We start from the raw sequence: 13,027 nt of genomic DNA, 5'->3' as shown, positions 1-13,027 counted from the left end.
CCTTATTAGTCTAACCTTGCTTATTTTTAAGAATGTTCCCATTACAAAGTGGACATCCACTACGTTTACCATTTCTATTGTAGATTAGTGCAGTCCATTCGTAACTGCATTTTTTACATAACCACCAAACTTTAAAATGAGAGTTTGCAAAGTAATCTTGTGGGCCTTTTTCATTCTTAGTAGGATGCCACTCCTTAACAAGTCCTGGATTAACGGCAGCTAAATTATTTCCCCTATGTAACCTTCTATTCCCACAGTCTGGACAGTTATTGCCACCATATGTTCGACTTGCGATTGTAGCTGACCAACAATGACCTTTTTTACAAACCCAATTTACTTTTTCCTTACTTGCCACTTTAAAGTTCTCTGGTTTTAAATTTCCATTCTTTTTGTAATCCCATTCTTTTAATAGATCTGGTCTATTATTGGCTAATGAATTTTCACATTCAAAACGATCCTTTAATTCTAAAATGGACACATTATCTCTCTCTAAATTTACATGCTAGAAATCCAAATAATGAGGAGGTTTCTTGGGAGTTTACATTTTATGTAACACATTACACTCAAAATACTCGTCATATTATCCAAATTTCATATAGCAGCTATGAACTCGATTCTAAATATGATGAGTTATTTATGAAAAATGTTTTTCACCAGAGAGACTCTAAAGTATTAGTACCCTTTTCTTATTTAGTCGCATATGACTTGATAAATCACCTTCAAATTGAAGGGTTAAACCTAAATTCACTTGTCTTATTCACTTGGTACGGATTTGTTTTATTTGAAGATGAAGAGGTCTATAAAATACCTTTAGCTCCCCGTGATGACAACGTCGAACTCGAGTTTAATGAAAATCACTTTGATGTCCTTCCTAATGTACGATATTTAAAAAGCTTACCTAACATTGAAGATGTTAGATGTAAACCCCAATTTGGTTATTGTGAAATTGATATTTATGTGAATTAGTTGAAGCTACTATTCCTTTTACATATATTGCCCGCCAGCATATTGAAGGGAATAATAAATGTGACAATAATTAAACCATATACAAAAAAAGATGGATCAAAGGCTTATATGTTTAATGTGTATTTAGGTGTTGATCCGATTACTAAAAAGAAAAAAAGAACTACAAGGCGAGGGTTTCATTCGAGAAAAGAAGCAAATCTTGCATTATCTAAATTAAGATTAGAGTTAGAAGATCAGGGCATCGGAAGTATCAATAATCTATCTTTTCTTGAAGTATATGAACTGTGGATTAACCAACCGTAAAGAAGTTAAAATTACAACTTACGATGCCATTGTTAGCAAGTTTAATTCGAGGATTCTTCCTATGTTTGGTCATTTGAAAATAAACAGTATTACAAGAGTATTTTGCCAGAAAGCTGTGAATGAATGGGCTGAAGAATTAAAAGCATTTAATGATTATAAAGTCCAAGTTAATCTTGTTTTTAAATACGCTTTAAAACTGGATGTAATTCAACAAAATCCAATGGAACATGTAACACTTCCAAAAAAACAAGCAGACATGATATATAACCATCATGAAGAAGTGCAAAATTTTTTCACCAAAGAAGAATTAAAGCAATTCTTAAAATTAGCTGAATACGAGGTAAATACAAAAACTTTTATTATTTTTCGTCTCCTAGCTTTTACTGGAGCACGTAAAGGTGAAGTTCTTGCGTTGTATTGGTCAGATATTGATTTTAATAATAAATCTATATCATTTAGGAAGACCCTAGTTACAACAAAGGGGCTTCAACTTCTCCAGACGCCCAAAACAGCCGATTCACGACGCGTAATCAGTATTGACGATGAAACACTTGGGTGGCTTAAAAAATGGCGTAAAAGGCAATCTGAAGAGTTTTACGATGTAGATATAGATTTACTACCTGATAACCAGCAGCCTCTTTTCACTAGGTACGACTACAATGAAAGAAAAATGAAGTATATCCGTTTAGCCAGCTTAAATGATCAGTTAACCAAGTTACTCAAAAATCATAAGTATTTTCCGTCTATTTCCATTCATGGTTTACGTCACACTCATGCTTCACTGTTATTCGAAGCTGGGGCTAGTATTAAAGATGTACAAGTACGGCTTGGCCATACAGACATTCAAACAACCATGAATATCTATACTCACGTCTCAAACACGGCCAAAGAAAAAGTAGCCAATTTATTTCAAGATTACATGGATTTATGAGGAGGGGTATTCAATGGGTATTCAGATCTCTTTTTCGACAAATAAAAAACCCCTCCCCGATACTTCGGGAAAGGGCATAAACGCTGATAATTAACGTTTTGAGAACTGAGGTGCACGACGAGCGCCTTTAAGACCGTATTTTTTACGTTCTTTCATACGAGCGTCACGAGTTAGAAGACCAGCGCGCTTTAAAGTGCCGCGGTATTCTGGGTCAGCTTCTAATAATGCACGAGAGATACCGTGACGGATAGCGCCAGCTTGACCAGCAAATCCACCGCCGTTAACGCTAACTAAAACATCATAGCTTCCAGCTGTTTCAGTTAAGTTTAATGGTTGTTTAATATCTTCGATTAAAGCTGCGAATGGGATGTAATCTTTTACTTCACGATCGTTGATAACAATACGGCCTTCGCCTGGAACCAGACGAACACGCGCTACTGAGCTTTTACGACGGCCAGTACCGTAATATTGAACCTGTGCCAAATTAATAACCTCCTTAATAATTAACCGCGAAGTTCGTAAACTTCTGGTTGTTGTGCTTGATGTGGATGTTCGTTGCCAGCATATACATGTAATTTTTTGTACATTTGACGTCCTAATGAACCTTTAGGAAGCATTCCGCGAATTGCTAATTCAAGCATTTTCTCAGAGTAGTTTGTACGCATTTCAAGAGCTGTTCTTGATTTCAAACCGCCTGGGAATTGGCTGTGACGGTAGTAAATCTTGTCAGTCAATTTTTTACCAGTAAGTTCGATTTGTGCTGCATTAATGATGATAACATGATCACCAGTGTCTACATGTGGTGTGTAAGTTGGTTTGTGTTTACCACGAAGTACAGATGCTACTTCGCTAGCTAGACGACCTAAAGTTTTGCCAGCCGCATCTACTACGAACCATTTACGTTCAACTTCAGTTGCTTTCGCCATATATGTTGTACGCATGTTTTTCCCTCCTAAATATCTTTCAATTGTTAAAATTTAATCATTCTATTTCAAAACACAAATTAAACTCTTCCGGGGCTTATTTGTGGGGTTGAAATACATACCATATGATATATTATAACGTTCAGGCAACATTGTCAAGAAAATGTTACACCTGGTTTAGTTGTCATAATAAACTTTCCACAAATATAATCCGCACCCCGGGGCTGTTTTGCCGCAAAGGGAACGATCCCGTGCCTTCAGTATCTCCGGAATCTGATAAGGATCCAGCGCTCCGCGTCCTGCATTGATCAGAGTGCCGACCAATATCCTTACCATGTTATAAAGAAATCCATTGCCTACAAACCGGAAAGTAAGCATGTCATCTTCTTCATAAAATTCGATATCATATAACGTTCTTACCCGGTCTTCTTTATCCGTCTTCGCAGAACAGAAGCTCGTAAAGTCATGAGTGCCGATAAGAAATTTAATCGCTTCTCTCATTTTGACGTAATCAAGTTTATATGGATAATGATAAGAATAATTTCGATTAAATACATTCCGGATCGCTGAGCGGCTTATTTTATAGCGATATTCCTTGGCTCGGACATGATACCTCGCATGAAAGTCATCATTTACAAACGAAACGGATTGAATCGCAACGTCCTCAGCAAGCAGTGAATTTAATGCATTTGGAAAGCGGTCCTCAGGAATATAAATATCCGTATCAAAATGCAGAACCTGTCCAACTGCGTGGACTCCTGCATCCGTTCTTCCCGATGCAAATACTTTTACTTCTTTTCCTTTATGAAGCCTTTTAAGGCCCCTCTCAACCTCACCCTGTACAGTTCTCATATTCGGCTGAATTTGAAAACCGTTAAATCTTGTGCCATCATATCCGATTGTGCATTTTACCCTCATGATAAGCTCCTATGAACGAAATAGTAATAGAACAATGCCTACACCGATTAAAATAGCCAGAATAACTGTATCGAGGATTCCCCATTTCAGCTCACGCAGCTTTGTTCTGCCCTCGCCGCCCTGATATCCCCGCGCTTCCATGGCTGTTGCAAGTTCCTCAGCCCGTTTAAAGGCGCTTATAAACAGCGGTACTAACAGCGGTATGATTGCACTGATCCTTTGTTTTACAGGTCCGCTCGTAAAATCAACTCCTCTTGCCATCTGCGCTTTCATGATTTTATCCGTTTCTTCCATCAGTGTTGGAATAAACCGGAGTGAGATCGACATCATTAACGCGAGCTCATGGACAGGAAGTCCGATTTTTTTAAACGGGTTCAGCAGACTTTCCATCCCATCTGTTACTTCGATAGGAGTAGTAGTTAACGTCAGGATTGTTGTAAGCAGAATAAGAAACAGGAACCGCAGGGAAATGAATATCCCCTGTCTGACACCTTCTTCATGTATCGAAAGAAAACCGAATTCAAACAGAAGCGGACCTTCTTTTGTGACCAGAATGTGCAGAATAAATGTAAATAGAATAATCCAGATGATCGGCTTTAAGCCATTCAGCAAAAATCTCGGCGGCAGTTTGGTAGAAGCAACAATAAAGAGCGTGAACAAACCAAGGATTGAATAGGTCAGTGCATTGTTCGCAAAAAAGACAATAAAGACAAATACAAAGATCATCGTTAGTTTCGAACGCGGATCCATCTTATGAATGAGAGAACTACCAGGCACATATTTTCCAATGATCATACTGTTCATCATTTTGGGTCACCCTTTATCTCAGATGCAACCTGATCAACCAAGTCATCTATGGAAAGTGAGATCCCTTTCAGTTCCTTGCCAAGCTTTTGTTCTATTATCCTTTGAAGCTTTACGGTTTCCGGAAGATCAAGTCCTGCAGAGATTAACGTTTCAGCATGGCTGAATACATCTTCAGGCGTTCCTTTCATTTGAACCGTCCCTTTGTGCATGACAACAATTTCATCTGAATAACGGGCAGCGTCTTCCATACTGTGCGTGACAAGGATGGTCGTAAGCGACCGATCTTGATGGAGGGTATAGAAAAGGTCCATGATCTCTTTTCTGCCGCTTGGATCAAGTCCTGCTGTCGGTTCATCGAGTACCAGCACCTTCGGCTCCATGGCCAGGACACCTGCAATGGCGACACGCCTCATTTGTCCGCCGCTTAAATCAAATGGCGATTTTTGAAGTACCTCTGCAGGGAGGCCGACACGTCTTAATGCATCTCCCGCCTTCACTTTTGCCTCTTCAGGCGGTACGCCGAAATTCAATGGGCCAAACATAATATCACGTTCCACCGTTTCCTCAAACAGCTGATGCTCTGGAAATTGAAAGACAATCGCAACCGATTGGCGGATTGATTTCAGATTCTTATTTTTCTTGTTAGCTTCAATCTTGCGTTCCCCAATAGAGATCGATCCCTTCGTTGGTTTCAGCAGGCCATTTAAATGCTGCAGAATGGTAGATTTCCCTGATCCCGTATGTCCGATAATCGAAACAAACGAACGATCTTTAATCGTCAGGTTGATGTCATATAGGGCAAGACGTTCAAAAGGGGAATGAACTTGGTACCTGTGCTCTAACTCTTTGAATGTAATGTCCATAGTTCATTCACCAGGCTTTCTTCATCTAGATGGTTGCGCGACAGGTTAACCCCTGCTTCTCTCAGCTTCATGCTCACTCTGTATGGAAAAGGGAGATCAAGGCCAATTTCAACTAGCTTCTGATCTAGTTTGAAGATTGTCTCAGGTGTACCTTCGGCGAACTTTTCCCCACCATTCATGACAACAATCCTGTCAGCCCTCGAAGCTTCCTCTAAATCGTGAGTAATCGATATGACTGTAACGATCCCCTGATCTTTTAGCTCTCTTACTGTTTCCATGACTTCTTTTCTTCCCTGGGGATCTAGCATGGAGGTGGCTTCATCTAAGATAATAATTTGAGGCTGCACAGCGATTACGCCGGCAATGGCAACACGCTGCTTTTGTCCTCCTGATAGATGGTGCGGCTCTTGATCGAGAAATGCTTCCATCTTCACTTTATGTGTAGCCCATTCCACGCGCTTTTTCATTACTTCTCGCGGCACTCCGTGATTTTCTAAACCAAAAGCCACATCATCTTTTACGGTTGTACCGACAAACTGATTATCAGGATTTTGAAAAACCATGCCAATCTGTTTTCGAATCTCCCAAACTGAATCTTCATTAAGAGTGATGCCGTTTACGATTACGTTACCCTTCTGAGGCAGGATCAGACCATTCAGGACTCTCGCAAGTGTAGACTTGCCCGAGCCGTTATGACCGACGACCGCAAGCCACTCTCCTTTGTTTACGCTTAAGGAAACGGAGTTCAATGCGGGTCTTTCATCCTCTTCGTGATAACGGAATGTCACGTCATTCACATGAATGATCGGTTGTTCCATTGCTGCCTCCCTCACCTGTGTTTTTGTGCGTTTAATGAAATGGTGCAACCTGCATGTTCACACAAAAAAACACCTGTACTCTTCTATTCTCTCTCTGCTCACACTTAGATTGCCCCCTCATTCTATGACAGGAATAAGAGGGGGGCTTTAAGTGTATAAAAAAAGGGCATAGATCCAGTTTCTAAAAACTGACCCGCCCTTGGAGTAACTAAATATAATTAAACTAATTCGATAATGACCATTGGTGCTCCGTCGCCGCGGCGAGGTCCAAGTTTCATTATGCGAGTGTATCCACCTTGACGCTCTGTATAACGTGGTGCGATATCACCGAATAGTTTTTGAAGTGCATTTTGCGTGCCTTCTTCGTTTGCTACCTCGTTACGGATGTAAGCAGCAGCTTGGCGGCGGGCATGAAGATCCCCACGTTTACCTAAAGTAATCATTTTTTCTACAGTTGAACGTAATTCTTTCGCACGAGCCTCAGTAGTTTCAATGCGCTCGCTGATAATTAAATCTGTAGTTAGATCACGAAGTAACGCTTTACGTTGAGCACTTGTACGTCCTAATTTTCTGTAAGGCATTATGTGTTCCCTCCTTCGTTTAATACTGTATGTTAATTTTAGAAACACGCGAAAACGCTAGTTAACTTGTTAACTAGTCGTCAGTCGTCTTTACGAAGACCTAAGCCAAGTTCTTCTAGTTTCGCTTTAACTTCTTCCAAAGATTTACGACCTAAGTTACGAACTTTCATCATGTCTTCTTCTGTTTTATGAGCAAGCTCCTGTACAGTGTTGATGCCTGCACGTTTTAAACAGTTATAAGAACGAACTGACAAATCCAATTCTTCGATCGTCATTTCTAAAACTTTTTCTTTTTGGTCCTCTTCCTTCTCCACCATAATCTCAGCGTTTTGAGCTTCATCAGTAAGCCCTACGAAGATATTAAGATGTTCAGTCAGAATCTTTGCACCAAGTGCAATCGCTTCTTTTGGACCTGTGCTTCCGTCTGTCCACACATCAAAAGTAAGTTTATCATAGTTCGACACTTGCCCTACACGTGTATTTTCAACTTGATAAGACACGCGGGATACAGGTGTGAAAATAGAATCGATTGGGATAACGCCAATTGGCTGATCTTCTCTTTTGTTTGCATCAGCCGGAGTATATCCGCGTCCACGCTTCGCAGTCAATCTCATACGGAAATGTGCACCCTTCGCTAATGTAGCAATATGAAGGTCCGGATTTAGAATTTCAACATCACTGTCGTGAGTAATATCTGCAGCCGTTACAACTCCTTCATCCTGTACGTCAATCTCAAGCGTTTTTTCTTCCTCAGAGTAGATCTTAAGAGCAAGTTTTTTAATGTTTAAGATGATTGTTGTAACATCTTCAACAACGCCTTCAATTGTAGAGAATTCATGGAGTACACTATCTATCTGGATTGATGTTACAGCGGCACCAGGGAGTGAAGATAAGAGGATACGACGTAAGGAGTTACCCAAAGTAGTACCATATCCACGCTCGAGTGGTTCGACGACGAATTTACCGTACTTGGCATCGTCGCTGATTTCAACCGTTTCGATTTTTGGTTTTTCAATTTCTATCATCTATAAACCCTCCTTCAAAACGTCGAAACCCCGGCTAGACAAGTAATTTACTTATAGGTGTGTCTAACCGAAATTCCCCATTATAAAGTCCCGAATGTGCACAACAACAAATAGTTATTTCTGCGAGAACTTTTTACTGTATCATAACCCATTATTGACAGGGATACAAAATCTATACAGAAAATTTATACACGACGACGTTTTGGCGGACGGCATCCGTTATGTGGAACCGGAGTAACGTCTCTGATAGCTGTTACTTCTAGACCAGCAGCTTGAAGTGCACGGATTGCAGCTTCACGGCCTGCGCCTGGTCCTTTAACAGTTACTTCAAGAGTTTTCATGCCGTGTTCGATTGATCCTTTAGCTGCAGCTTCAGCAGCCATTTGTGCAGCAAATGGAGTGGATTTACGTGATCCTCTGAATCCCAGTGAACCTGCACTTGACCAAGAAAGAGCGTTACCATGTACGTCTGTAATAGTAACAATCGTGTTGTTAAATGTTGAACGAATATGAGCGATACCTGCCTCAATATTCTTTTTTACGCGACGCTTACGAGTGTTCGTTTTACGAGCCATTGTGGGTTAACCTCCTTTACCTTATTTTTTCTTGTTCGCAACCGTACGACGAGGTCCTTTACGAGTACGAGCGTTATTTTTGGTATTTTGACCACGAACAGGTAAACTGCGACGATGACGCAAACCGCGGAAACTGCCGATCTCAATCAGACGTTTGATGTTTAAAGAAACTTCACGACGAAGGTCTCCTTCAACTTTCAGCTTGTCTACGATATCACGAATTTTACCTAATTCTTCTTCTGTTAAGTCACGCACACGTGTATCTTCAGAAACACCAGCCTCAGCTAGTACTTTTTCAGCAGTTGGACGACCAATACCGAAAACGTAAGTTAATGAAATAACAACGCGTTTGTCACGAGGAATATCTACACCAGCAATACGAGCCATTTAAAGCTGCACCTCCTTTAGTTTTAGCCTTGTTTTTGTTTATGTTTTGGATTTTCACAAATTACCATTACTTTGCCTTTTCTGCGAATAACTTTGCATTTCTCACAGATTGGTTTAACCGATGGTCTTACCTTCATGATTTCTCTTACCTCCTTAGTTGCGGAGTGTTTTATTTAAAACGGTACGTAATTCTGCCACGAGATAGATCATATGGTGATAATTCTACCGTAACTTTGTCTCCAGGTAAAATACGAATAAAATGCATGCGGATTTTTCCAGATACATGCGCTAAAACCGTATGACCGTTCTCAAGCTCAACTTTGAACATTGCATTTGGCAATGTCTCCTGTACAGTACCCTCAACTTCAATTACATCGTCTTTCGCCATTCACTTTTCTCCCTTCTTCAAATCAGCAACTTGCTCATTGACAAACTTTGTTAAGGCAAACCGAAGTTTCCCGTTTGTCACACGACCTGTTTCATATATACTGTTCTGAACTTCCGGAGATACGCAATCAATAAATTCTAGATGATTAACATTCTTCTTTTTCGGGGAGTGAAACAATCGATTCTCTCCATCAGCTATTAAAACGAATCGTTCATCGAGAATTCTGATCACAACAGCATATTGTCCAGCTTCTCTGCCTTCAGTAATATAGACAAACTGACCTATGCGCGGACTCGATTCGGCTTCGTTCAAACAATATCACCTTCGGATCAGGCTTTAGTTAAAATTTCATAGCCAGTGTCAGTAATAGCAATTGTATGTTCAAAATGAGCACACATCTTACGGTCTTGCGTAACAACTGTCCAGTTGTCAGAAAGAGTTCTTACGTAACGGCTGCCGGCATTAACCATTGGCTCAATTGCCAAGACCATGCCTGGTTTTAACCTCGGACCTTTGTTTGGCGGACCATAATGCGGAATCTGCGGATCTTCATGTAAATCCTGTCCAACGCCGTGTCCAACATATTCCCGAACGACCGAGAATTGATGCTGTTCAACATACGTCTGAATAGCGTGTGATATATTGGATAGTCTCTCGCCAGGCTTTGCTTCAGCAAGCCCTTTGTACAAGGATTCCTCCGTTACTTCAAGAAGTCTTTCGGATTCCTCAGAGATTTTTCCAACAGGATATGTCCAAGCAGAGTCACCATGATAGCCATTATACTTAGCACCGATATCAATGCTGATAATGTCTCCTTCACGCAATACTCGATCTCCAGGTATTCCGTGAACGAGCTCCTCATTCACTGAAGCACAAATGCTCCCGCGAAAACCATTATAACCTTTAAAAGATGGAATTGCATTGCTTCCGCGTATAAACTTTTCGGCAATTACATCCAGTTCTTTTGTAGTAATTCCAGGCTGTATATGTTTTTGGAGTTCCTGGTGGGTCAATGCGACAATGCGACCAGCTTCACGCATGATTTCAATTTCACGTGGAGTCTTACAAATGATCATTCACCTAATCCTCCAAGCAGCTCATTAACGTCAACGAAAACCTGCTTAATGTCCTGTTGTCCATTAATATTACGCAAATATCCTTTTTCTTCATAGAAATTCAGCAAAGGTTGTGTCTGTTTGAGATTCACTTCAAGTCTGTTTGCAACAGTCTCTTCGTTATCATCTTCTCTTTGGTAAAGCTCTCCGCCACATTTGTCGCAGATTCCTTCAGCCGCAGGAGGGTTGAAAACGAGATGATATGTTGATCCGCATTTTTTACAAATACGGCGACCTGTAAGACGTTCCATAAGGATGTCTTTATCAACCTCGATGTTAATGACGTAATCAATTTTTCTATTAAGATCTGACAGAATTTCTTCTAAAGCTTCAGCTTGAGCAACTGTGCGAGGGAATCCGTCTAAGAGGAAACCTTTTTCACAATCATTCTTGCCCAATCTCTCACGGACGATACCAATTGTTACTTCATCAGGAACAAGTGCACCCTGATCCATGAAGGATTTTGCTTTAAGACCTAATTTTGTTTCACCTTTAATAGCAGCTCTGAACATATCCCCTGTTGAGATATGAGGGATTTCATATTTTTCAACGATTCGTTCTGCCTGTGTGCCTTTTCCGGCTCCTGGCAGACCCATAAGAACTAAATTCAAGAATATTACCCCCCTCAGTCTCTATTTAGAAGGAAAGGGACCCAAGTCCCATAACCTTACTGTTTAATGAATCCTTTATAATGACGCTTTACAAGCTGACTTTCAAGTTGTTTCATCGTTTCAAGAGCAACCCCTACTACGATCAACAAGCTCGTTCCGCCAATCTGTGCAGAAGCTGGCAAGTTAGCGAACTTAATAAAGAATACAGGAAGAACTGAGATAGCTGCTAAGAAAAGAGAACCAACAAACGTCAGTCTGTATAGAATTTTTGTCAAATATTCTTGCGTATTTTTACCAGGGCGAATGCCTGGGATATATCCGCCTTGCTTTTTCAGATTCTCTGACATTTGTTCCGGATTAACCTGAACGAATGCATAGAAATAAGTGAAAGCAATGATTAGTGCAACATAGACTACCATACCGATTGGCTGTGTATAGTCAAACGTTTTTTGAATCCAGTTTGTAACATCGTTGGATCCAAAGAATGAAGCAATAGTTGGCGGTGTAATAATGAACGAAACCGCAAAGATGACAGGGATTACGCCAGCCGGGTTCACTTTAAGCGGAAGGTGAGTAGACTGACCTTTCGCCGGTGCACGACCTGCTGAGTTCTTCGCATATTGAATAGGAATCTTGCGAAGCGCCTGCTGAATGAAGATAACTCCAACTATAATTGCGATTATCGTTAAAACTATCAGCGCAACTTTTACAATATTCAAGAAAAGCTGATCTCCAGCGTCCTGGAATTGTTGTACATAGACTTGGTTAAGGGTTGTTGGGATTCCTGCTGCAATCCCCGCAAAGATGATAATGGATATACCATTGCCAACACCTCTAGAGGTAATTTGCTCTCCTAACCACATTAAAAAAGCAGTACCTGCTGTTAAGACAACTGCAATTAAAAGGTACGTTGTAATACCTGGGTTTTCAATTAATAATCCCCCAGCGAGATTATTAAAACCATAAGACATACCCAACGCCTGGATGAAACCTAGTACAATCGTAAAATATCTAGTGAATTGTGCTAGTTTACGACGGCCAACTTCACCTTGCTTTGACCACTCAGTAAATTTCGACACAACATCCATCTGCAGAAGCTGCACGATAATGGATGCTGTAATGTAAGGCATAATTCCCATCGCGAGGATAGAGAAGTTATACAGTGCACCACCGCCGAAAGTGTTAAGAATTCCGAAAACATTCATTTCATCCTGAGCCTTTAAAACGTCAGCGTTGACGTTAGGCACAGGGATGAAAGTACCAATACGAAATATAATTAACATTAAAAGGGTGAACAAGATTTTATTGCGGATATCACCCACGCGCATAAAATTGGAGATTGTCTTAAACATTAAATCACCTCAGCCGAACCGCCAGCAGCTTCAATAGCTTCTTTAGCAGATGCAGAGAATTTGTTTGCTTTTACAGTAAGCTTTTTCTCAAGCTTGCCGTCGCCAAGTACTTTCACGCCTGATCTTACTTTGCTGATCATGCCAGCTTCAAGTAAAAGTTCAGTTGTTACTTCAGTACCGTCTTCAAAAAGATTTAATTTGTCTAAGCTCACGATCGCGTAATCTTTACGGTTGATGTTCGTAAATCCGCGTTTAGGCAGACGACGGAATAAAGGAGTTTGACCACCTTCGAATCCAGGGCGAACACCGCCGCCAGAACGAGCGTTTTGTCCTTTATGACCTTTACCAGACGTTTTACCGTTACCAGAACCTGTACCACGGCCAACACGGTTACGTGTTTTGCGTGACCCTTCTGCTGGTTTTAATTCATGAAGTTTCATCGGGACACCTCCTTGATATTAGAG

General features: G+C 40.7%; 20 protein-coding genes. 2 read left to right on the top strand and 18 right to left on the bottom strand.

Annotation, left to right across the window (positions count from 1 at the left end; translation table 11 throughout):
* Positions 1-10 precede the first annotated feature (10 nt).
* A complete protein-coding gene (locus LIT25_00940; GenBank protein USK34056.1) occupies positions 11-478 on the bottom strand; it encodes a zinc-ribbon domain-containing protein in 468 nt (155 codons plus the stop codon).
* Between the two features lie 548 nt (positions 479-1,026).
* On the opposite strand from LIT25_00940, the gene LIT25_00935 reads away from it, so the two are divergent.
* Together LIT25_00935 and LIT25_00930 are read left to right on the top strand one after the other, a co-directional pair.
* Positions 1,027-1,269, top strand: a complete 243-nt coding sequence (locus tag LIT25_00935; protein ID USK34055.1) for an Arm DNA-binding domain-containing protein — start codon at positions 1,027-1,029, stop codon at positions 1,267-1,269.
* The gene (locus tag LIT25_00930; protein USK34054.1) at positions 1,244-2,200 is read left to right on the top strand and encodes a site-specific integrase; all 957 of its coding nucleotides are present in this window, start codon (positions 1,244-1,246) and stop codon (positions 2,198-2,200) included. The genes LIT25_00935 and LIT25_00930 overlap by 26 nt, the downstream gene beginning before the upstream one ends.
* A 90-nt stretch (positions 2,201-2,290) precedes the next feature.
* Here LIT25_00930 and rpsI read toward each other — a convergent pair whose 3' ends face one another.
* The 17 genes from rpsI to rplO form a co-directional block, all read right to left on the bottom strand.
* Complete coding sequence (gene rpsI / locus LIT25_00925; protein ID USK34053.1) at positions 2,291-2,683, bottom strand: 30S ribosomal protein S9; 393 nt, start codon at positions 2,681-2,683, stop codon at positions 2,291-2,293.
* A 20-nt stretch (positions 2,684-2,703) separates the two neighbouring features.
* Positions 2,704-3,141, bottom strand: a complete 438-nt coding sequence (rplM, locus tag LIT25_00920; protein ID USK34052.1) for a 50S ribosomal protein L13 — start codon at positions 3,139-3,141, stop codon at positions 2,704-2,706.
* Positions 3,142-3,300: 159 nt separating this feature from the next.
* Complete coding sequence (gene truA / locus LIT25_00915) at positions 3,301-4,044, bottom strand: tRNA pseudouridine(38-40) synthase TruA (GenBank protein USK36109.1); 744 nt, start codon at positions 4,042-4,044, stop codon at positions 3,301-3,303.
* A gap of 6 nt (positions 4,045-4,050) precedes the next feature.
* Positions 4,051-4,848: an energy-coupling factor transporter transmembrane protein EcfT gene (locus LIT25_00910; GenBank protein ID USK34051.1), complete on the bottom strand. Its 798-nt coding sequence runs from the start codon at positions 4,846-4,848 to the stop codon at positions 4,051-4,053.
* Complete coding sequence (locus LIT25_00905; GenBank protein USK34050.1) at positions 4,845-5,711, bottom strand: energy-coupling factor ABC transporter ATP-binding protein; 867 nt, start codon at positions 5,709-5,711, stop codon at positions 4,845-4,847. The genes LIT25_00910 and LIT25_00905 overlap by 4 nt, the downstream gene beginning before the upstream one ends.
* The gene (locus LIT25_00900) at positions 5,687-6,529 is read right to left on the bottom strand and encodes an energy-coupling factor ABC transporter ATP-binding protein (protein ID USK34049.1); all 843 of its coding nucleotides are present in this window, start codon (positions 6,527-6,529) and stop codon (positions 5,687-5,689) included. Before LIT25_00900 ends, LIT25_00905 begins: the two co-directional genes overlap by 25 nt.
* A 218-nt stretch (positions 6,530-6,747) precedes the next feature.
* The gene (gene rplQ, locus LIT25_00895; protein ID USK34048.1) at positions 6,748-7,110 is read right to left on the bottom strand and encodes a 50S ribosomal protein L17; all 363 of its coding nucleotides are present in this window, start codon (positions 7,108-7,110) and stop codon (positions 6,748-6,750) included.
* A gap of 80 nt (positions 7,111-7,190) precedes the next feature.
* The gene (locus tag LIT25_00890; GenBank protein ID USK34047.1) at positions 7,191-8,135 is read right to left on the bottom strand and encodes a DNA-directed RNA polymerase subunit alpha; all 945 of its coding nucleotides are present in this window, start codon (positions 8,133-8,135) and stop codon (positions 7,191-7,193) included.
* 185 nt (positions 8,136-8,320) lie between these two features.
* Positions 8,321-8,710 carry a 30S ribosomal protein S11 gene (rpsK, locus tag LIT25_00885; GenBank protein USK34046.1) on the bottom strand — a complete coding sequence of 130 codons (390 nt, stop codon included), beginning with the start codon at positions 8,708-8,710 and terminating at the stop codon, positions 8,321-8,323.
* Positions 8,711-8,731: 21 nt separating this feature from the next.
* The gene (rpsM, locus tag LIT25_00880) at positions 8,732-9,097 is read right to left on the bottom strand and encodes a 30S ribosomal protein S13 (GenBank protein ID USK34045.1); all 366 of its coding nucleotides are present in this window, start codon (positions 9,095-9,097) and stop codon (positions 8,732-8,734) included.
* Between the two features lie 23 nt (positions 9,098-9,120).
* Positions 9,121-9,234, bottom strand: coding sequence for a 50S ribosomal protein L36 (gene rpmJ, locus LIT25_00875; GenBank protein ID USK34044.1), 114 nt, complete (start codon positions 9,232-9,234; stop codon positions 9,121-9,123).
* A 32-nt stretch (positions 9,235-9,266) separates the two neighbouring features.
* A complete protein-coding gene (gene infA / locus LIT25_00870) occupies positions 9,267-9,485 on the bottom strand; it encodes a translation initiation factor IF-1 (GenBank protein USK34043.1) in 219 nt (72 codons plus the stop codon).
* Complete coding sequence (locus LIT25_00865) at positions 9,486-9,797, bottom strand: KOW domain-containing RNA-binding protein (GenBank protein ID USK34042.1); 312 nt, start codon at positions 9,795-9,797, stop codon at positions 9,486-9,488. It lies immediately after the preceding gene.
* A 17-nt stretch (positions 9,798-9,814) separates the two neighbouring features.
* Positions 9,815-10,561 carry a type I methionyl aminopeptidase gene (map, locus tag LIT25_00860; GenBank protein USK34041.1) on the bottom strand — a complete coding sequence of 249 codons (747 nt, stop codon included), beginning with the start codon at positions 10,559-10,561 and terminating at the stop codon, positions 9,815-9,817.
* Complete coding sequence (locus LIT25_00855; GenBank protein USK34040.1) at positions 10,558-11,211, bottom strand: adenylate kinase; 654 nt, start codon at positions 11,209-11,211, stop codon at positions 10,558-10,560. Before LIT25_00855 ends, map begins: the two co-directional genes overlap by 4 nt.
* 56 nt (positions 11,212-11,267) lie before the next feature.
* Positions 11,268-12,563: a preprotein translocase subunit SecY gene (gene secY, locus LIT25_00850; protein USK34039.1), complete on the bottom strand. Its 1,296-nt coding sequence runs from the start codon at positions 12,561-12,563 to the stop codon at positions 11,268-11,270.
* On the bottom strand, positions 12,563-13,003 hold the full coding sequence (gene rplO, locus LIT25_00845) for a 50S ribosomal protein L15 (GenBank protein ID USK34038.1): 441 nt from the start codon (positions 13,001-13,003) through the stop codon (positions 12,563-12,565). Before rplO ends, secY begins: the two co-directional genes overlap by 1 nt.
* Positions 13,004-13,027: the final 24 nt, after the last annotated feature.

Origin of the sequence: Bacillus sp. F19 (genome assembly GCA_023823795.1) — a bacterium.
Taxonomy (GTDB): Bacteria; Bacillota; Bacilli; order Bacillales; family Bacillaceae; genus Bacillus_P.
Note: the sequence above shows the minus strand (reverse complement) of the source record. Positions and strands in the feature narration are given on the sequence as shown.